The 17,670-nt window shown below is 58.2% G+C and carries 16 protein-coding genes and 2 pseudogenes; 11 read left to right on the plus strand and 7 right to left on the minus strand.

Features of this window, described 5'->3' with window-relative positions:
- The first annotated feature begins 917 nt into the window (after positions 1-917).
- The 4 genes from AC3A4H_RS06685 to AC3A4H_RS06700 all read left to right on the plus strand — a co-directional run bounded on the left by AC3A4H_RS06685 (position 918) and on the right by AC3A4H_RS06700 (position 5,603).
- Positions 918-2,021, plus strand: coding sequence for an ABC-three component system protein (locus AC3A4H_RS06685; protein WP_487766002.1), 1,104 nt, complete (start codon positions 918-920; stop codon positions 2,019-2,021).
- Positions 2,009-2,497 (plus strand): ABC-three component system middle component 2, encoded by a 489-nt coding sequence (locus AC3A4H_RS06690; protein ID WP_487766003.1) that lies wholly within the window; start codon positions 2,009-2,011, stop codon positions 2,495-2,497. The genes AC3A4H_RS06685 and AC3A4H_RS06690 overlap by 13 nt, the downstream gene beginning before the upstream one ends.
- Positions 2,497-4,344, plus strand: coding sequence for an AAA family ATPase (locus tag AC3A4H_RS06695; protein ID WP_487766004.1), 1,848 nt, complete (start codon positions 2,497-2,499; stop codon positions 4,342-4,344). Before AC3A4H_RS06690 ends, AC3A4H_RS06695 begins: the two co-directional genes overlap by 1 nt.
- Before the next feature lie 83 nt (positions 4,345-4,427).
- Positions 4,428-5,603 carry a hypothetical protein gene (locus tag AC3A4H_RS06700; protein ID WP_487766005.1) on the plus strand — a complete coding sequence of 392 codons (1,176 nt, stop codon included), beginning with the start codon at positions 4,428-4,430 and terminating at the stop codon, positions 5,601-5,603.
- A gap of 11 nt (positions 5,604-5,614) precedes the next feature.
- Here AC3A4H_RS06700 and AC3A4H_RS06705 read toward each other — a convergent pair.
- Positions 5,615-5,787 (minus strand): annotated as a pseudogene (locus AC3A4H_RS06705) (DUF1612 domain-containing protein); the annotation flags it as partial.
- Between the two features lie 230 nt (positions 5,788-6,017).
- Between AC3A4H_RS06705 and AC3A4H_RS06710 the strand changes: the two are divergent.
- Positions 6,018-7,097 carry a nuclease-related domain-containing protein gene (locus AC3A4H_RS06710; RefSeq protein ID WP_487766006.1) on the plus strand — a complete coding sequence of 360 codons (1,080 nt, stop codon included), beginning with the start codon at positions 6,018-6,020 and terminating at the stop codon, positions 7,095-7,097.
- 211 nt (positions 7,098-7,308) lie between these two features.
- On the opposite strand, the gene AC3A4H_RS06715 is transcribed toward AC3A4H_RS06710, so the two are convergent.
- Both AC3A4H_RS06715 and AC3A4H_RS06720 read right to left on the minus strand, forming a co-directional pair.
- Complete coding sequence (locus AC3A4H_RS06715; protein WP_487766007.1) at positions 7,309-7,758, minus strand: CatB-related O-acetyltransferase; 450 nt, start codon at positions 7,756-7,758, stop codon at positions 7,309-7,311.
- 90 nt (positions 7,759-7,848) lie between these two features.
- Positions 7,849-8,253, minus strand: coding sequence for a Ros/MucR family transcriptional regulator (locus AC3A4H_RS06720; RefSeq protein ID WP_487766008.1), 405 nt, complete (start codon positions 8,251-8,253; stop codon positions 7,849-7,851).
- A 316-nt stretch (positions 8,254-8,569) separates the two neighbouring features.
- Here AC3A4H_RS06720 and AC3A4H_RS06725 point away from each other — a divergent pair, with 316 nt between their 5' ends.
- Positions 8,570-8,827, plus strand: coding sequence for a metal-sensing transcriptional repressor (locus AC3A4H_RS06725; protein WP_487766009.1), 258 nt, complete (start codon positions 8,570-8,572; stop codon positions 8,825-8,827).
- A pseudogene (locus AC3A4H_RS06730) lies at positions 8,827-10,136 on the plus strand (MFS transporter). The gene AC3A4H_RS06725 and the pseudogene AC3A4H_RS06730 overlap by 1 nt, the downstream one beginning before the upstream one ends.
- Before the next feature lie 750 nt (positions 10,137-10,886).
- Here AC3A4H_RS06730 and AC3A4H_RS06735 read toward each other — a convergent pair.
- From AC3A4H_RS06735 to AC3A4H_RS06745, 3 genes are all read right to left on the minus strand, one after another.
- Complete coding sequence (locus AC3A4H_RS06735) at positions 10,887-11,306, minus strand: YciI family protein (protein WP_487766010.1); 420 nt, start codon at positions 11,304-11,306, stop codon at positions 10,887-10,889.
- 473 nt (positions 11,307-11,779) lie between these two features.
- Complete coding sequence (gene chrA, locus AC3A4H_RS06740) at positions 11,780-13,192, minus strand: chromate efflux transporter (RefSeq protein ID WP_487766011.1); 1,413 nt, start codon at positions 13,190-13,192, stop codon at positions 11,780-11,782.
- Positions 13,193-13,209: 17 nt separating this feature from the next.
- Complete coding sequence (locus AC3A4H_RS06745; protein ID WP_487766012.1) at positions 13,210-14,160, minus strand: chromate resistance protein ChrB domain-containing protein; 951 nt, start codon at positions 14,158-14,160, stop codon at positions 13,210-13,212.
- 133 nt (positions 14,161-14,293) lie between these two features.
- Between AC3A4H_RS06745 and AC3A4H_RS06750 the strand changes: the two genes are divergently transcribed.
- The 4 genes from AC3A4H_RS06750 (at position 14,294) to AC3A4H_RS06765 (ending at position 17,094) form a co-directional block, all read left to right on the plus strand.
- Complete coding sequence (locus AC3A4H_RS06750) at positions 14,294-15,259, plus strand: Fe-Mn family superoxide dismutase (RefSeq protein ID WP_487766013.1); 966 nt, start codon at positions 14,294-14,296, stop codon at positions 15,257-15,259.
- On the plus strand, positions 15,256-15,723 hold the full coding sequence (locus tag AC3A4H_RS06755; RefSeq protein WP_487766014.1) for a chromate resistance protein ChrB domain-containing protein: 468 nt from the start codon (positions 15,256-15,258) through the stop codon (positions 15,721-15,723). The genes AC3A4H_RS06750 and AC3A4H_RS06755 overlap by 4 nt, the downstream gene beginning before the upstream one ends.
- Positions 15,724-15,824: 101 nt before the next feature.
- Positions 15,825-16,730, plus strand: a complete 906-nt coding sequence (locus AC3A4H_RS06760) for a DUF1259 domain-containing protein (protein ID WP_487766015.1) — start codon at positions 15,825-15,827, stop codon at positions 16,728-16,730.
- A 79-nt stretch (positions 16,731-16,809) separates the two neighbouring features.
- Positions 16,810-17,094, plus strand: coding sequence for a VIT1/CCC1 transporter family protein (locus tag AC3A4H_RS06765; protein ID WP_487766016.1), 285 nt, complete (start codon positions 16,810-16,812; stop codon positions 17,092-17,094).
- A gap of 103 nt (positions 17,095-17,197) precedes the next feature.
- On the opposite strand, the gene AC3A4H_RS06770 is transcribed toward AC3A4H_RS06765, so the two are convergent.
- The gene (locus tag AC3A4H_RS06770; protein ID WP_487766017.1) at positions 17,198-17,644 is read right to left on the minus strand and encodes a universal stress protein; all 447 of its coding nucleotides are present in this window, start codon (positions 17,642-17,644) and stop codon (positions 17,198-17,200) included.
- Positions 17,645-17,670 lie beyond the last annotated feature (26 nt).

Genomic DNA, 17,670 nt, shown 5'->3' on the forward strand with positions numbered 1-17,670 from the left:
CGAAACGGATCACACTTCTCACAGGAGCTTACGCAATTCTCTTGCTTACGGCTGCAATGATCGAAAGCAGCCGCGCCGGAACGGCACCAATGTTTGTCGGCTCCGAAAAATGAACCCCGTACTGATTTCGCGACAATCCCGGTGTCGTCCCGCCATCGTCCTGATGTTTGCGAGCAGTTTAGCGATGGGCGTACGTGCGGACAGATATGTGACCGAAGCCTTGAGAGCTTCCCGGCTTTTTCTTGAGGCTAACGGAACGGTGCAGTGCGCCATCAAGCAGGGCCCAGGCGATTGCGGCTTAGGGACCGGTACCGGAAGATCCGGTCTCAGCAGATGCTGACAATAAGCAGCCGTTCGGCTTCCGACCGCATTGTGGTCGTTGCGCTTCTTACGGTCGCTGTCCAAAACCTGCCGTACATGGAGCGGCCGATTATCGACATGAGTGGGGCCGGGAGCCGTCCGTCCGGTTTCAAGTACTAATCCGCGATAGCGGCCATTCATCGACAGATCGGAGCAGGCAGCCCGCCCTTGCTGCTGCGCCCGATACGGCGGGGGAACAACCCCTTTATTTAACCGCTCGCCGCTGTGCGGAGGGCCTCCAGGCGGTTGGCGTTGATCATGATGCACTGGGGGCATCTTCGCCCGCAAAGCCGACGAAGATGCGATCGAACACGCTCATCAGACTCAGGCAGATGATGCGGTTATAGAGGGTCTTGTGCCGCTGAGCAGAAACAAATCCCCCATCACGGCCACGTTCAGCAGAGGCCGTGAAGCACATCTCAATCGGGATTAATAGGTCCCGAACCTAGTTGAAACAGAATGAGACATAAATGAATGGAGGTGTACTCTGGGTTGCAGGTGTTAATTCGAGTTTTTTGGCTAAAGTCTCAAAATAATTGCGATTGTGATTCGATCATATGGCTGAAATGCAGGCATCTTTGATATCCTTACAGAGTGCGTTGAAAGAGCTGCCATCAGCCAGAATTCTGCTGGCAAACGAGTTTGAGAACGGTCCGAAGATCGATCCTCTTAAAATCATCCAGATTTATGATGCTAGCGATTGGGAGGCGTTCATCGACGAGTGGGTCCACTCGCTCAAATGCGCGTATGTCAGTGTGATGCGTCCGACCGGCGCTGGCGATAAGGGGATAGATATCGCAGGGTTCTGCGACGCCGACCAGCTACTCGGCACGTGGGACAATCACCAGTGCAAGCACTATAATACCCCCCTGAGTTTCAGCATTATCGCTCCAGAAATTGGAAAAATGCTGTGGTACTCGTTCTCGGGAGAGTACAAAGCACCGAGAGCGTGCCGATTCATTGCGCCCAAAGGGGCTTCGACATCACTATCCTTATTGCTTGCCAATGCGGACAAACTGAAAAAGAAGGTCCTAGCGGATTGGGAAAAAACTATCTCCAGAAAAATCACCTCGACCAGTGTAATAACGTTGGATAGGCAATTTCTGGATTACGTCAAAGAGTTCGACTTCCGGATATTCTCGGCGGTACAGCCTCGATCGATAATCGAGGCCCATTCCAGAACTGCCTACCACATCGGCCGATTTGGCGGCGGATTGCCGTCCCGACCGCGGCCCGACGCTGTTCCAGATGAGATTAATGAGGCGGAGGCGACCTATACAAGCAAGCTGCTTGATGCCTATGGGGAGCACAAGGGTGAAGTAGTTACCGCAGCATGGCATCTTGAGAAGTGGGCCAATTTGAAGTCCCACTTTCAACGCGCCCGCGAGGCATTCTACCACGCGGAGTCACTACGGGTGTTCGTGCGAGAAAAGGTTGAGCCTGGGACGTTCGAGGGGTTGCAGACCGAGATATTAGAAGGTGTCTTAGATACTTACGATGGCGAACACTCGGACGGATATGCGAGAGTGGTCGCTGTTACCGACAAAGCGCAGTCCTTGGCTCTCGATGCTCATCCGCTGAACAGAAGCGCTATGCCCACCGACCGTAGGGGAATTTGCCATCAGCTCGCCAATGACGGGAAGTTGACATGGCGACGCTAGTGACTTCGGCCTCGACTTTCAACGGCCCGTTCGAGACTGGAGTGAGAGCGGTTTTTGTGTTGCACGCGCATTTCCCTCGAGCGGTAGATCTGAACCGGCTTACCGCTATGGACTATCTCGTTGTGCGAACCAGCGTGTTGGATGGGCCAAGGGACTTGCACCCGCCAACACCGATTATGTCACCCGTCACCCAAGTGCGGAGAAAGTCCGTTCAATCAGCTGTCGCCCTCATGATGTCCCGGGGGCTCATCGACCAAATTGTAGACGAAAGCGGCATTCTATTTCAGGCGGGAGACAACTCGGAGTTCTTTGTTAACGCGCTTCAAACACCTTACCTGCAACAGCTACACGAGCGCGCCCAATGGCTGGCGGGTTATTTTGAACATCATAGCGATGAGGATTTTGACGAGCTAATGCGCAATCTCCTCACGAATTGGGTATCCGAATTCCAAGACGAAGCCACCGGGCCCACCTAATGGCATACTCAGGCTTCCAGATCCGTCATCTTTCATTTCACGGCTCAGATAGGAAGCCGGCAATCGTCTCGTTCAAGTCTGGTCTCAACGTCGTCTACGGGGCCTCCGACACTGGAAAGTCGTACATCGTAGAGGCGATCGATTTTATGCTCGGCGGAAAAGGCCCTCTGCCCGATATCCCACAGGCAAAGGGCTATGATCGGGCTTTGCTCGCGATTGCATTCGATGACGGATCGGAAATGACTCTGCTCAGAAGCATGGCCGGTGGACAGTTTCAAGCGTTCGAAGGTCTGCACACGTCGATTCCTGACGCTGACGGCAGTCTCCTTGGTGAAATCCACAGTGATCGAGATGAATCGAATCTCTCTTCCTTTCTTCTGTCAAAGATCGGCCTCGCGGGGAGGCGAATTAAGAAGAATGCAAAAGACGAAACCCAGGCCCTGAGCTTCCGAAATCTCGCGAGACTGGCGATCGTTGACGAAGAGGAGATAATTCAGAAACGCTCACCTTTGTCTGACGGAAATTACACAGCAAACACGGCGAACACGTCCGTATTTACTATGCTCTTGACGGGTGTTGATGACACAGCTCTCTTATCGCGCAAAGGCGCGTCCTCAGAGGAGCAGAAACGCCTGGCACAAATCGATCTCCTTGACGAACTGATTGCCGACGCTCAAAGACGCATCACGACCATATCCGGGTCAAGAGATGAGCTGTCTAATCAGGAAGAACGGCTCATCAAAGCGATGGACAATCGCGCCGAGCAGCTCGCATTCACTGAAGAAAAATTTAAGGCGATATCAAACAAAAGGCGCAGCATTATCCAAAGGCTCGAGACAACCAACGATCGCTACACTGAAATTGTCACTTTGCTAGACCGTTTCAATCTCCTGCGGGAACACTACGGTTCGGATTACGAGCGGCTTTTAGGGATTCGGGAAGCTGGAAGCTTTTTTTCGGTTCTCGAACCGGAGGTTTGTCCTACGTGCGGTGCCTCCCCCGATCATCACGACGTCAGCGCGGTCTGCCACGGCGATGTCGGGGTGACAGTCTTGGCTGCCGAGGCCGAAATGCAAAAAATCGAGTCTCGTCAGAACGAGCTTATGACAACAATAGCCTCGTTGAATGCGGAGGCGCGGTCGATACAGAAATCGCTCCCTAACATGAGGGATTCACTCCGCGAGCTGTCGATTGAAATCGAGACGGTCGTATCACCGGACCTCAGGAAACAACGTGCAACGTACAAAGAGCTGGCAGACAAGGGCGCAAATGTACGCGAAGCGCTCGGGCTCTTTACAAATTTGAGTGATTTGATCGGTCGCAAAGCTTCGTTGGAACGGCAAAATCAAGGAGGATCTGGCGACTCTGCGTCTAACAACCGTCTGACCAGCACAGTTGTGGCACCGTTCGCGAAATTCATTGAGAGCGTGCTCCTGCAGTGGGGTTTCCCCGGAGTTGAACACGTACATTTCGACACGAACTCGAAAGACCTCATAATTTCCGGGAAGGCTAGAACGTCCTATGGAAAGGGGCTCAGGGCAATCACACAGTCGGCCTTCACTATCTCACTTTTGCAATATTGCGCCGACAACGACTTGGCACATCCTGGGATCGTAGTGCTTGACTCCCCACTGCTTTCCTACCGTGAGCCGGATGGGGCGGATGACGATCTCAGCGAGACTAATTTGAACGGAAACTTTTACCGGTACCTTCTTGGCCTCAAAAGCGACCGGCAAGCAATCATCGTAGAAAACATGGATCCTCCGTCAGACGTCGAGCTCGGCGATCGGGTCATTCATTTTTCCGGAATGGTTGATGAAGGTCGCTTCGGCCTTTTCCCTCGCTAACCTCCGAGCTCGCCGCGCCAAGTGAGAAAATCGCTGTGATTATCCGAAACTACCTTCGATGCCTGACATGCGATCAAGTCCATATGCTGCGCATAGCCATTGGCGATGCAAAACGACAGCCGCATCACTTCGCGTGTATGAACTGCGGAGAGCAACTTGAGGTCGTGCTTACACTTGGGACCGGAAGCGGCGACGGGGCTTTTTCGTGTTCCGACAACGCTGAGTTTTGCGACGAACCTGCCGAGGCCCTGACTGTCAATCTGGACCCCAACTTTGTAATTCCAAAAGGCCAGGCAAATTCGCCGCTGTCGTTTCCTCGGCTTGAGCAAATGAGGACAATGCTCAAGGCGATGGAGTCGCGCGGTATATCGCTCGATCAAATGGCTCGAGCCTCGCGCGAACGGGGACCGACGTTTCCGACAGAGTGGACACATCTCAGAAAAGCGATCGGGCTTGAAGCACGGGGCAAGTCGAAGCTTTCAAGACGCGAAATCGACAAGAGTGGCGAGCTGTTTTATGAAGGTGAAAGGCTCGACAGTCTGGACGATTGGCTTATCCGGTTTCTGCGAAGGCTCGTCGGCCCGGATAATGACAAGCTCGTTGAAAAAATCAGCAAGGAAGTCGAACGCATCATTGAAGCTAAGGATGCGAGCGGCCTGATGAAGCACTATCTTGCCGATCTTAGAGTCTCCAGACGAGACGCATATTTCGCGATCCTGACCGACTTCTTCCGAAACTATTCTGAATTTTCTCAGGTGCTGTATCGCGTCCGACTGGGCGCGCAACCACCAGAAGATGCAGTTGCCGGCTCAACGAACTTCGAGAATGTGAAGACCTTCTATGGAGATGCCTTTGAGACTTTCGCCGGTCTGGTAGAGCTATTCACGATGCTCAACAACCTGGATGCCGAGCGCGAATACGACCAAGGAGAACGGCTGACCTTGAAGAAGTATCGGGAACTGGACAACGCGAGCAAGTTCAACCCCTTCGCCAGCAACGCGGCCTTCAAGGAACTCTGCGTCGAAATCGACAACCAGATCAGAAATGCTTCACACCATCGAGGGATCAAAATTTCCGCGGATCGTCACAGCGTGCTATACCGCGCGGGTAAGGGGGGTGCCGGGGAAGAACAGTCCATGTCCTACGTGACCTATCTTGATCGGTGCACCCGAATCTTTATGCAGATAGCTGTGTTCCTCTGCGTCGAGATCATGATGAACTTTCGCCAAGGAGAGGCTCTATTTGGAGGAGAAGCGTGAAACTAGAAGGTTTCCGTCAGCTTTGATGACGTCCGTCGGCGCTCCAATTTTCGGTCCATCATTGTTTTGGCAAACGCCAGCCGATGATGCTCCTTCATCCCGATCTTGGCGGTCGCGGCCACCCTTAAGTAATAGCGAGCAGCCGGGTTTCGCGATGCCGCTGCCGATCGATGGCAATGGTTTTTGACGGTCCGCGGAGCATATCGTTCAAATTCCAAGTGGGCCGGCTGAACGGCAGCCTCTGGGAAGTCGTGCGAGTACCCTGGACGGCAGCAATGGGGCGCGTATCTGCAACCGGCCACGCCCTCATATCTGCCGACATGGACCTGAAATGTACCCTTGAGCGGTTACAGATCCTTCAGGTACTTCATGCAATAGCGACTCTTAATTCAAGCAAATTTTTGGGGGCATGAGGTGATCGAGCGACAAATCGGGCTGGAGTTCGAGCGGTTAGTAGGTGCTGTCCTTGCCGCGCAGGGTTACGATGTCGACATTCGTTCTCTACGCCCCTTTGGTCCAAAGGATCGCATCCGTGAGATTGATGTCGTAGCCCGAAACGGCAATGGAGTTGTGTTGCCAGTCGAGGTAAAGCTCAGCACCCTTGAGAGTGTGCCGCTTTCGAGGCTACGCGAGGCAAGCTCTTTTACTAGCGGCTTAAATGACTTTGCAGTCAAAGCGAAACCTCTTCTGGTTTTCGGTGCCTACATTGAACCTAGTCGTCTCAAATGGGCTGAGCAAGAATTCCAGATCGACATTTGGGATCGCGGCATCCTACTGCAGAACGCCGGCCCCGAGCTGCCGAGACTGGAGCGTTTCTTTAGCGAGTTTTTCCAACCTTCCAAAGGCTATACTCCGTCTCCATCGGAATTCGTTCGAGGAAATGCCCCAGCGACGACAGAACTCCCGCTCAATGAACATCAAGAACCTCAGGGCGAAGCGCTGATAGCTCGGCTTGGTGCAATCGCGCCCGGCAAGAAAAATGCAAAAGATTTTGAAACCGCTTGCCAAGATATCATAAGCTACCTCTTTGCTGATGATCTCAAGGATGTCCGGTCGCAGAAAAGGACGTCAGACGGCCTAAATATTTATGATCTGATATACCGTGTTAGTCCAAAACACCCATTCTGGTTGACGCTGACACGAGATTTTAGAGCGAGAGTGGTCCTCTTCGAATGCAAGAATTACGGAAAGCCTATTGGCGCAATGCAAGTATTCACCACTGAGAGATACCTCAGCGCTGGCACGCTACGGCCCATTTGCTTCGTCCTCAGCCGTAAGCCGCCGCAGCCTCATGCGATCCAAGCAGCCTCGGGCGCAATGCGGGAATCCGGTAAACTTTTGGTCTTTTTGTCGGATGCGGACTTGGCCAAAATGCTGCGGGCGAAGGATGCTCAGCTGAAGGAGGGCGGCACGCCAGAGCAAATGCAGGCCAATGATCCGACTGAGGTACTCGACCAAACGATCTATGACTTTATCGCCGGATTGCCCCGTTGAAAGGCAAGGTAAAACCGTCCTGAAAAACCGCCGCTCCAGATGAGATGATCCCAGCGTAGGTCGCGTAACTTGAAAGCCCAGGCCGCCTTGAGCATGCTTCACGGCGCGTCTTGGGAACGGCGGGTTTCAGGATTGGCGATCGAGCAATGAACGTCAACAATGGTGCGCAGAGCTGAAGATCGTGTTGGCTGACCGAACGTCCGCTTGCTTGCTATGCCCGCCCAAAAGCAGCCATTCCGCTTCCCACCCCTAAGCGGTCGCTCCCTGTTGCTGGTCGTATTTGGCGGAAGCTGCCATGAGTGTCGATATCAGTCGCCGTTATGAAGCGCCTCAAGGCTTCGAACTTGACGTCTGTCCATTTGTATATCTCAAGCTCGTGAAGCTTCTGCACCGCCGCCGCAGGAAACCGTAGGCGAATGGGCGCGGCGGGATTGCCAGCCACGATCGTGTAGGGTGCGACGTTTTTGGTGACAATGGCACCCGAAGCCACCACAGCGCGCCCTTCGCCGATCGTGACGCCTGGCATGATCATGGCACGCATTCCGATCCAGGCTCCATCGCCGATCACGGTATCGCCTTTGCCGATATAGGCATCGCGAACGACATCGGGGAACGGGTAGAGGCTGAACCAGTCCGTGCGGTGCGTATGGTTGCCGCCCATTAGGAGATGCAGACGTAATCGCCGATATAGAGTTGGCGAGAGACATAGCTGTCCAGCTGGCAGCTTTTTGGCCGCGTTTTGAAGCTCTATCTAAATGCGTTTCCTGCCCAGACCAATTTTCTTGGCGCGTGTCGACCGAGCCGCTGCGTAAGCAGGCGCAACCATCGGATAGTCGGCCGGAAGTCCCCATTTTACCCGATATTCGTCGGGGGTCAGGTTATGGCGCGTTGCAAGATGTCGCTTCAAGGATGTGAACTTTTTTCCGTCTTCGAGGCAGATCAGATAGTCGTCCGTCACTGATTTTTTGATCCCAATTGAAGGCTTCGGGCCCTCGGTAGCAGGGGCCACGGACTCTTTGCCGAGCTTGCTGAGGGACGCATGAATTTCAGCAATCAAATCAGGGAGCAAAGCCGCCGGAACGGCGTTGTTGGAAATGTAGGCCGACACGACGTCAGAAGTCAGCCGCACGAGCGCAACATCGTCTATATTAGGCACTGCTTTCTCCGTTATTTCACCCCGATCGGGTCTAGCGAACTCGTCCAGCAATGCAACCAGGTTTCGCAACCGCTTGTTTCAATTGGAACCAGCGGGGCGGCAAGAGCGAACGAGTGCCAAAAAGAACATATTCCCCTCTCCCGACCGAGGCCTGTCGCGGCGATGCTGGCGGACCCATTTCGGACTGCACTTCACGGGAGTCTACGCAACTGGGTTGCTTACGGCTGCGACAATCGAAAGCAGCCGCTCCGAGCCTCGAGAAGGCGGCAGGCGGTTCGCATGTTGACTATATAATGCCGCATGACAGAGCACCGCCATGCCCCACCCCGACATCATCAAACGCCTCAAGCGCGCTGACGGTCACCTTCGCGGCGTCATCGCTATGATAGAAGGCGGAAAACCCTTCCTCGACGTCCCACAGCAGCTGCACGCGATCAAGAAGGCCGTGGCTTGCGCCAAACGCACGCAGATCCAGGACCATCTCGATCATTGCCTGGAGGGGGTTGTCGGTCGTCAGCCCCGCGAGCGCCGCCGCCCGATATACGAGTTCAAGGAAATCGCGAAGTACCTGTGATGCTGGCTGTTCTCTCCGACCGAACCTACCGCCATCTCTTTGCCGCTCAAGTGATCGCGCTCGTCGGCACGGGACTGCTGACGGTCGCGCTCGGGCTGCTCGCCTACGAACTCGCCGGGGCGAAAGCCGGGGCCGTGCTCGGCACAGCGCTTGCCTTCAAGATGGTCGCTTACGTCGGGGTCGCACCCGTCGCCTCAGCCTTTGCTGAGCGGCTGCCGCGCCGGTCGATGCTGGTGGCCCTTGACCTCGTGCGGGCGGCGGTTGCGGTTCTGCTCCCTTTCGTGACCGAGGTGTGGCAGGTCTACGTGCTGATCTTCGTGCTCCAGTCGGCGTCGGCGGCCTTCACTCCGACCTTCCAGGCGACGATCCCCGACGTACTTCCGGACGAGAAGGAATATACCCGGGCGCTGTCGCTCTCCCGCCTTGCCTACGACCTCGAAAGCGTCGTCAGCCCCATGCTGGCGGCTGCGCTCCTGACCGTAATCTCCTTCCACAGCCTGTTCAGCGGCACAGTCGTCGGTTTTCTTGCCTCCGCAGCGCTTGTGCTCACCGTGTCGCTACCCAGCCCGAAGCCGTCGCAGCCGCGCAGCAGCTACGACCGGACCACGCGCGGCATCCGCATCTATCTCGCGACCCCGCGCCTCAGGGGACTGCTTGCGGTCAATCTGGCTGTAGCCTCGGCTGGTGCGCTCGTGATCGTGAACACCGTGGTCTACGTGCAAGCCGTGTTCGGACTCGATCAGGAGGCGACGGCCATCGCCCTCGCGTCCTTCGGAGGTGGATCCATGGTCGCTGCGCTTCTGCTCCCGCAACTGCTGGAGGCGGTCCCGGACCGCACGGCGATGCTCGGCGGCGCGGCCCTCCTCGCGTTTGGAACGCTCGCCGCCGCTGCGCTGTCCTCCTACCATGGCTGCTGGCACTATGGTTCATCCTGGGCCTCGGCTACTCGATGTCCCAGACCCCTTCCGGGCGTCTCCTGCGCCGCTCCGCGAATGCCGAGGACCGTCCAGCACTCTTCGCCGCTCAATTCGCCCTCTCGCACGCCTGCTGGCTCATCGCATATCCGCTCGCCGGATGGGCTGGATCGGCGCTCGGCCTGCCGCTGACAGCGGCCATCCTCGCCGTGCTTGCCGCCGCCGCGGTCGCCATCGCGTTCTCGGTCTGGCCCGCCCGAGATCCGGAGGCCATCGAGCACACCCACCACGACCTCCCGCCCGATCATCCGCACCTTGCTGGGGCGGGAAATGGCCGCAACCACGTTCACGCCTACGTCATCGACGACCTCCACAAGGCTTGGCCCGCGGGCTGAGACGTAGGACAGGCCAGCCCGCCGCTTAGCTTTGACATCGATCGGCTGGAATGCGCTGATAAAGGCATCGTTCTGGTGCTCTGGCTGTAACAGCAACTCATAGCATTCCAGAGCGAGGTCTATCTCGCCTTCGCCGACCGCATTGGCCCATTCGCGGCAGACTCGGCAAGACCTGGGAATTGAAGTGGCGCGCTCCGGCAGGTCACGCCGCGTTCAGGAGCATAGTCAACGCTCGGCCCGGCTAAAAGACAGGAGAGTTCAAACGAAAACAATCGTGAGTTAATGGCGGAGAGTTGAAAACTTTTAGGACTTAAGCGCGTCGCGCAAGCCTCGTGTGAGGTCTTGGTCATGGCTTGACCCTCCATGGTCTCACATTGCGGTGCGCCACATTGAGTTCGCATGCATTTATTGGTTGAAGGTCATTACATGCCATCGTGTACTTTTTCCCGTGCGACTGCGCGCCAAGGTCGCCGACGCGGCCACGGGCGCGTTGCGAACCTAAAGGTGAGAAGGACTGCCAGATGATCCTGCAGCGGAAGCTATGCGCGCCGATGACCTGGCGCTAGCATTGAACGCATGACTGGGCCCTGCACGGCCGTATTGCCAACACCAGCCCCAATCTCGCTGAAATTGGCTTCTGCCCATGTCGAGAAAGGCCGACCGAGGTTCGCCAGAAATGTACCTCGGGCGGCCCGCGGTTTTAGCGGCCACTTGGCCGGCTCCCCGGTCTGGCTGCAAATACCATTCTTCTCACTGGGAAAGTCTCTCGCGCATTTGCTCTTCGCGTTCGATGAGTTCCGGCGTCATGGCGCCGCCGAAGTCAGCAAACTCAACGACTGGGCGGATCTCAATTTCGGAGGGGCCAGGCATCGGGTTGGGGCACCGCTTCACCCACTCAACAGCCTCGGCCATATCCTTGACTTCCCAGATCCAGAACCCAGCGACCAGTTCTCGCGTCTGGGCAAACGGTCCGTCGATTTCTGTCCGGCTCGGACCGTCGAACGCGATGCGCTTGCCTTCGCTTGAGGGCTTCAGGCCATCGCCGCCCACCATTATGCCAGCGTTGACCAACTCCTCATTGAACTTAGTCATCGCTTCGACAAATTCTGTCGAAGGCATCACGCCCTGTTCACTGTCCTCGGTCGCCTTCACAAAAACGATCACGCGCACTTCGACTCATCTCCTGTTGCTGTTTAAAGCGGAAGCCAGTTTCATTCGAAGAGGCTGTGGCGGAACCGACATCTCCGCGGAGTTTATTTGGTTTGTCGCTTCGCTGGCTAGTCGCCTTCGTCGAGCGGCCCACCTTTCATCGAGATGCTCTTTCAGTGCGGTGAGTCGGAGTTCTTTCACCTCCCAGGCCTCTCGACCCGGTGAAGGCCGCCTGGTCGGTCGAACCGGAGTATCATGACACCCGCCAATTCGACCCAGCGCTTCGGGATTGGCCGAGCACCCGTTGGAGCCCCCAAAAGGAAGAAGCCAAACTAAGTGACAGCCGCAGCATTCGCCAATACTCATCCAGCGCAGTGCATAAGCGCAGCGATCACGTGCCGGGGCCGGAATGCTCCCAGGCTCTGCCTAAAGTCCACTGGGCGATACCGACACAGTTCCCGAATTCTCGACACGAGGTCAGCCAGGTGCGGCCGTCACACAGTGCCACCCGCCAGGTACCAGATCACTCCCGCGATCGAACAGGCAAGAAGCGTCGGGATCATTTTCGCTCCAACTCCGAACGTGGCTATGGCGGCAGCGACGGTCAGGACGATGGCGGGAACGTTCGCCGTCTGCCAGATGGGCACATCGATGAAAACGCCAAAACCTCGCCATGGGCTCAGTTGTCCGAACAGCGTGTGCAGTGCGAACCATGTAGCCAGGTTCATGATCACACCGACGACCGCCGCGGTGATCGCGGACATCGCACCGGTCAGTGCCGCGTTACTCCGCAGAGCTTCGATGTATGGCGCGCCCAGGAAGATCCAAAGGAAGCATGGCACGAAGGTAACCCAGGTGGTCAGTACCGCTCCAAGAGTCCCGGCCAGCATCGGGTTAAGGTGGCCAGGAACTCGGAAAGCGCCCATGAAACCGACGAACTGAACAACCATAATCAGGGGACCCGGTGTCGTTTCGGCCATTCCCAGCCCATCCAGCATCTCCCCTGGTTGCAGCCATCCGTAGTGCTGAACAGCCTCCTGCGCGACATAGGCCAGCACGGCGTAGGCACCGCCGAACGTCACCATCGCCATCTGGCTGAAGAACACCGCGATCTGGCTGAAGACACTGTCGCGTCCCAGCAAAGCGAGGCAAATCGCAACGGGTAGCAGCCATAACAGGAGAAAGATTCCGGATATTTTCAACGACCCGATGATGTTCGGACGCGCGTGTCGAGGTGTGTCCTCGCCCAGTGCCGAATCCCTGTCCATCAGCGCGTCGTCGCCAGCATTGTGCCCGCCGCCGACGCGGAAGAGGGGCGACCCCGTACGACCTCCGATGTATCCGGCCAGCCCGGCGGCGAGAATGATGAGTGGGAAGGGTACGCGGAAGAAGAAGATCGCGACGAACGCCGCGACCGCAATCCCCACCATGACGGTGTTTCTCAGGGCACTCTGGCCTATCCGGATCACGGCCTGCACAACGATGGTCAACACCGCTGCCTTGAGCCCGAAGAAGAGGCCTTGCACAATTCCGACGTTTCCGAACGCGGCGTAGATGTAGCTCAACGCCAGTATCGACAGGAAGCCCGGAAGCACGAACAGCGTGCCGGCAACGAGGCCGCCCTTCGTCTTGTGCAGCAGCCATCCGACATAGACCGCCAACTGCTGGGCCTCGGGTCCTGGCAGCAGCATGCAGTAGTTGAGGGCGTGGAGGAACCTTACTTCTCCGATCCAGCGCTTCTCCTCGACAAGTATGCGGTGCATCACCGCAATCTGCCCGGCGGGGCCGCCGAAGCTGAGGGCGGCGACCCGCGCCCAGACGCGAACCGCTTCGCCGAACGAAACCCCATGGACAGGGATACCGGAATTTCGGTCCGGGACGGTGTTGAGGTCGCCCATCTTGCCCATGGTTTCCTTCCTGGGCGTCATCCGCCTTTGGCGCGAAAATACTGGTAGAGGTTGTCAAAGACAGGTGCGCCTTGGGCGATCCGATGATCGTCTTCAGCGTTCGCCACGCAGATTCCGGCGATTAGGCTGGCAATGCCGCTCGTCTCCTCCCGACCGAACTTCGCATCCTTCAAGTCGATGTCGTGGACAATCTCGGCAATGGCCTGAAGCGCCGGGTCATTGATGTGGGCCCGGTTCAGCAAGACCTCAAAGCTGCAATGGTCGCCTTCATGGGTGATCTCGCCTTCAAACATGTCGAAGCGAACCTCACCCTCCTTTGGAACGTATCCCTTGCCTGGCACGAAGCGGATGACGGCGTGGGGATCGATGAAGCGGCGGATGAGCCAACTGCAGGCAATGCGGTCGACATGCACGCCCTTGCGTGTGACCCAAATTCGTCCCTTGAGATCGCCCGCCAGCGGCGGCGGCGCTTCTGGCAAGTCTCTGGTCATGTCCGTGTCCTCTGTGAGCCTACGCTCCAGCTCCGCGACCAGGCTTTCAGCCGAGAGGCGACCGGTCGCACCGAAGAAGTCGATCGCCGCGATATCCGTTAGCCGCTTGCGCAGACGCCTGACCAGCGCGCGAACATCGGCTCCTTCCTGAAGTGGCGCACTGTTCCCGAGTCGGGCCAGCAACGTCCGCGCTTCCTTGACAATTTCCTCGAAGTCCTCGTCGCGCGCGGCATCGAAGAGCGCACGTGCTTGGGCGTCGGAAAGGCCATCGATCAGACGCGCCTCGCATACAAAGGCCTCGCCGCCACCCTCGACGATCTCCTTCAGAAGCCATTCGAAATCCTCCTGCGTGTCGGCGTTCGCAGGCAGCGCGTAGACCGTGCTCTTGACGGCGACCGCGCCAATCCCTTGCAGGCGACGCCAGATTTTCACCCGGAAGTAGGCTGGCTTGCTCGGCAGTTGGTGGATCAGCAGCAACCAACTCTGCTGTGCCGGTGTCTCATTCTCTCTCATAAGTATACCGTATCATTGGCCATGCGAAAAGCAACAGTTGTATCATATTGCATTTACGCGTAGCATCCCTCCATCGCGGATCCTGCAGGAGGATGACATGCATCGGATCATGCCGCTGCCCTTCAAGCCGCCACGCCTAGACGGGCTGTCGGAGCGACTGCTGGCAAGCCATTACGAGAACAATTACGGGGGTGCCGTCCGGCGCTTGAATGCTATCGAGCGCCGTCTTGACGATCTCGACTGGAGCACGGCTCCGGTTTTCGACATCAACGGGTTGAAACGGGAGGAACTCATCGCCGCCAATTCGGCGATCCTGCACGAGATCTATTTCGAAGGGCTCGGTGGCTCTGGAGATGCGACTGGCGATCTCGCCGCCGCACTGGAACGGGATTTCGGAAGCGTTGCCGGATGGCGCGCCAAATTCTCGGCTTGCGCCAAGGCCCAGGCGGGCGGTTCGGGCTGGACGTTGCTTTCCTGGTCGGAGCGCCATCAACGCCTCATGATCCAGTGGGCGCAGGATCATACAAACTGCCTTGCTGGCAGTGTGCCAATCCTGGCGCTCGACATGTATGAACATGCCTACCACCTCGATTTCGGGGCCAAGGCGGGCGCGTATGTCGAGGCCTTCATGAAGAACATCCATTGGGCGCGCGTCGGTGAGCGTTTCCAACGGCTGGCGACGCAGCGGACAGATGGGTTCCAGACAGCGGTCTCCGATGACCGCATCGCGCCCGAGGATCTGCTCGCTTGCATTGAACGGCGGGACGAAGTCGTCGTGCTGGACGTCTGTCTCACCGAAGACCTGCCAGATCGCAGTGACATGCTCCCGGGGGCGATCTCGCGGGTATCGGAGACGATCGCTGACTGGGCCGACGACCTGCCCAGGAATAAGCCCATCATCGTCTATTGCCTCTACGGCTTCCAGGTCGGCGGCGATGCCGTTGCCGAACTGCGCCGCCGCGGCCTCGACGCTCACATGCTCTCCGGCGGCATCGCCGCCTGGCATGCAATCGGCGGGCCGACGGTCCCATTCGCGTTCACTGAAGAAAGGACTGCGTCATGAAATGGGTCACTCGCGAACGTCCCGTCATCGACCGCATCGCTTGCCCCTGGCTGATCGCACGGTTCATCGACAAGGAGCCGGAATTCCTCTTCGTGCCGCCGGATCAGGTGATCAAGGTTGCCGAGAAGACAGGAGCCATTCCCTACGACGTGCCTGGTGTCGAATACACTCATGTCGGCGAAGGCTGCAGCTTCGACACCTTCGTCTCAAAGCACGGCCTCGATCGTGATCCCGGGATCGTTACCATCGCCGCCATCGTCCGCGGTGCCGACACAGACCGGCACAACCTCACGCCCCAGTCGGCGGGATTGCTGGCGATATCGATGGGCCTTCGGGACCTGTCGCCCGACGACCACGAGGTGCTGAAACACGGTTTTATCATCTACGACGCGCTCTATGCCTGGGCCTCGCGGCGCAAGACGGAGACACATAGCTGGCCGCCCTCCATGCATCCGGCCGCGTGATCGGGTACCGCACGTCAAAATTCCGGGAGCGTGCTGTCGTCTTCGCGGCGCTCGACATTTGCCCGATTGGGCACCGGAGGGTGGGAGTACAGGAGTAAACCATGCGTGCAAACATCATTGCTGGCCTAGCGTTTGTGGCCTCCCTCGGAGTCGCTCAGCCTGTTCTGGCAGCACCAGACTGGAAAGCAGTTGCGCAGGCGCTCGGGAAATCCGGCACCGAGCTACCAGACGGCATCTACAGGGTCGGGCTGCCCCGCTCCGATCTCAAGGTTACACTCGACGGCATCGCCATCAAGCCAGCGCTGGCGCTCGGCTCCTGGCTGGCCTTCAGGCCTACGGGCGACAGGGACTCCATGGTGATGGGCGATCTCGTGCTCACCCAGGACGAAGTCAGCCCGGTGATGAAGGCACTCGCCGACAACGGCATCGAGATCACGGGTCTGCACAACCACCTGCTGCGGTCGCAGCCTGCGACCATGTACATGCATGTGGAGGGCCAGGGCGACCCCGTGACATTGGCACGAGCCCTTGGCGAGGCACTGGGCAAGAGCGGAACCCCGGTCAGCGGAGGGGCGTCGGCTGCCGCTCCTGCTGGCGGGGCCGACGAGAAGCTCGACCTCGACACTGCCGGGATCGACCGCGAGCTTGGCCACACGGGAAAGGCGAACGGAGGCGTCTATCAAGTTTCGATCCCACGCGCTGATCCCGTGGCGGACCGCGGCATACCCGTTCCGGGTGCGATGGGATCGGCCACCGCCATCAACTTCCAGCCCCTCGGCGACGGCAAGGCGGCGACCACCGGGGATTTCGTCCTCACCGCCGAGGAGGTGAACCCCGTGCTACGCGCCCTGCGGGAGAACGGCATCGAGGTGACGGCCCTGCACAACCATATGCTCGCCGACCAGCCGCGGCTGTTTTTCATGCATTTCTGGGCGCATGACGAGGCCGGGAAACTCGCCAAGGGACTGCGCGCTGCGCTCGATCACGTGAGGGCCGCCAAGCGCTGAGGGCTCGTTATGAAGCGGTACCTTGTGCGTGCGCGAAGCATTCTTGCGATGGCCGCGGCGACCGCGATGAAGCCGCCGCTTGCGCAGGCCGCTGCTTCGCATCCAGCTTGTGGCGAAGATCCCGCTCGGCGAGATCAAGGGGCTGATCGATCACATGGCCGTCGACCTTCCCGGACAACGCGGCGTGCTGATCCCGGCTGTCGCTGCTGCATCCCTGGTGTTCCTGGCCGGGCTGGGCGCGGTGGGCGCGAAGACCGGAGGTGCGAGCCCCGTGGTGGGCGCTGGACGTGTGCTGTTCTGGGGAGCAGCGGCGATGGCAGCGACTGCCGGCATCGGCTGGCTGTTCGGGACCGTCGCCGCCTGATCGGGTTGGTGGACCGTTAGCCGGTCGGCATCGAATGTTCCGCCAGTGCGGACGAAGGCCCCTCCCCCGCGGCGACAATCGTCGGTGATGTGAAATGAGTTTGTCACCTCACCACCAGGACGGGAATCCTGGTCTTTGTCAGCACCTCAAGAGTCTGGCTCCCGAGCAGCAGCTTGCTGAGACCGCGGCGGCCGTTCGACGCCATGACGATGGCATCACAAAGCAGGTCTTCTGCCGTCTCGATGATGGCTTCGGCCGGTCTGGCCTGATCGACATAGACGGTCTCCGCGGCCACGCCCATCTGCTCTGCCTTGGCCTTGGCGGAGGAGAGAATGTAAGCCCCATACTTATCGGCGCGCTCCATGTAGGCTCCGATTTCGTCAGGCGTGCTCGGCCAGCCAAAACCTGGCAGCGCCATGGCGGGATACGGCTCTGTCACGTGGATGATTGTGACCCTGCTGCCCAGCGCACTCGCAAGCGCCAGGCCCTGCTCGAGGCCCTTGTATGCAAGCTCCGATCCGTCCGTCGCTATTAGAATATGCGGATACATGCCAACTCTCCCATGTTGCTGTCGGT

It is taken from the genome of Pseudaminobacter sp. Soil_N_29 (assembly GCF_057656055.1).

Excerpts from the sequence above, each read along its gene's own strand:
- AC3A4H_RS06685 (WP_487766002.1), top strand. The coding sequence starts at position 918 with ATGGCTGAAATGCAGGCATCTTTGATATCCTTACAGAGTGCGTTGAAA.
- AC3A4H_RS06690 (WP_487766003.1), top strand. The coding sequence starts at position 2,009 with ATGGCGACGCTAGTGACTTCGGCCTCGACTTTCAACGGCCCGTTCGAG.
- AC3A4H_RS06695 (WP_487766004.1), top strand. The coding sequence starts at position 2,497 with ATGGCATACTCAGGCTTCCAGATCCGTCATCTTTCATTTCACGGCTCA.
- AC3A4H_RS06700 (WP_487766005.1), top strand. The coding sequence starts at position 4,428 with ATGCTGCGCATAGCCATTGGCGATGCAAAACGACAGCCGCATCACTTC.
- AC3A4H_RS06715 (WP_487766007.1), bottom strand. The coding sequence starts at position 7,758 with ATGGGCGGCAACCATACGCACCGCACGGACTGGTTCAGCCTCTACCCG.
- AC3A4H_RS06725 (WP_487766009.1), top strand. The coding sequence starts at position 8,570 with ATGCCCCACCCCGACATCATCAAACGCCTCAAGCGCGCTGACGGTCAC.
- chrA (WP_487766011.1), bottom strand. The coding sequence starts at position 13,192 with ATGGGCAAGATGGGCGACCTCAACACCGTCCCGGACCGAAATTCCGGT.
- AC3A4H_RS06750 (WP_487766013.1), top strand. The coding sequence starts at position 14,294 with ATGCATCGGATCATGCCGCTGCCCTTCAAGCCGCCACGCCTAGACGGG.
- AC3A4H_RS06755 (WP_487766014.1), top strand. The coding sequence starts at position 15,256 with ATGAAATGGGTCACTCGCGAACGTCCCGTCATCGACCGCATCGCTTGC.
- AC3A4H_RS06760 (WP_487766015.1), top strand. The coding sequence starts at position 15,825 with ATGCGTGCAAACATCATTGCTGGCCTAGCGTTTGTGGCCTCCCTCGGA.
- AC3A4H_RS06770 (WP_487766017.1), bottom strand. The coding sequence starts at position 17,644 with ATGTATCCGCATATTCTAATAGCGACGGACGGATCGGAGCTTGCATAC.